Raw genomic sequence first — 1,250 nt, forward strand, 5'->3', positions numbered from 1 at the left:
GCGACCGGCCCGATGGAGGTCGCCGCCAGAACGATCTCGTTGTGGTCCTTTTCCACCGCAGTCGATTGGGTCGCCGTGAGCCCGTCGGAGACAGAGCCGGAGATAAGCGCGTCCCGCTCGATCAGGTTCTGGATTTCCAGAGAGCCATCGCTGGCGAGCCTGAAGCCAGCGCTGCCCTGCACATAGTCCGTGGACTCCAAGGTCGCAGTGATAATGGAGCCCGTTCGGATGTTAGGCCCGTCGATCATCGTCATGGCGCCGGTGTCCCAGGGGGCGGGCCCTGTGGCCTCCGCGTGCGTTTCCGAAAGCATCGGCTTGTGAATGAACAGATGGCTGTCCGAGCCAGAGAGCGTTCCGTATTTTACGAACCGAATATGCGCAAAGGTTGCACCGGCAGGGGCTTGGGCCTTCCCCCAAAGCCGATCCCACGTATTGGGATTGTAGGTGTCCCCGCTCGTGGCCGTGGTCTTGGAGGTTATCCAGGTGTTGGCGAGGATCGCGGCGCTGTCATCGCGCCACGTTACCTGGATAAGAAACTCACATCTCAGAGACCAGACATACGCCGAAACACCATACCAATCCCCCGGATTAACAGGGACGTAGAGCGGGCTGCTATCCACAGGTCTCCGCACCCCGATTGTTGTCCAGCCATCTGTGGCCGTCCCATTCTGTTTGATCTGATATGTGGGATAAGTGGCCCCGGCAAACTGTGTTCCGGCGTCTCTGAGCCTGGCGAACTCCAGTTCGCTGTGAACCGCGCCGTTTCCGCCCTCGACCGTCCAACCGTCGTCACCCTGAGAAAAGTCAGCGTTGGAAAGGAGGTTCCGCCCTTGCCCCGACGCCAGCTTATCGACAGTCACCGCCGCGGCCTTGAGGTGGATCGCATCAACGGTGCCGGTCTTGATGTGATCGCCGTCGATGATCGTGCGGCCAACCTGCGTGGTCAGATCGGACCCGCCATTGTAGATTGCAAGCACGACACGATTTCCATCATGGGCATTTACCGCAGAGGTGCGCACCACCAGACTGCTGGCGCCCTGACTCCATGTCAGGTAGAGACGTGCTCCGGTATAACTCGCGCTTCCGGCTCCCACTGCGCTCACCTGATAGGTGCCAGTGTTGTCGAGGTAGCGGATGTTGCCTGAAGACCATGAGAGCGTGTTCCCGCTGGTCTGGAAATCGAAACCCTCCGCCGACACGCCGCGCAAACCGATCGAGACCTTGTTGGCATTGATCGTATTGGCCGCGAT

At 60.0% G+C, this 1,250-nt stretch carries 1 protein-coding gene; it reads right to left on the minus strand.

The window, feature by feature from the left end:
• Positions 1-1,250: hypothetical protein (locus BMW66_RS20460; RefSeq protein ID WP_175483346.1), on the minus strand; the 1,250-nt coding region annotated here is incomplete at both ends.

The sequence above is a fragment of the Salinihabitans flavidus genome (genome assembly GCF_900110425.1).
Classification (GTDB): Bacteria; Pseudomonadota; Alphaproteobacteria; order Rhodobacterales; family Rhodobacteraceae; genus Salinihabitans; species Salinihabitans flavidus.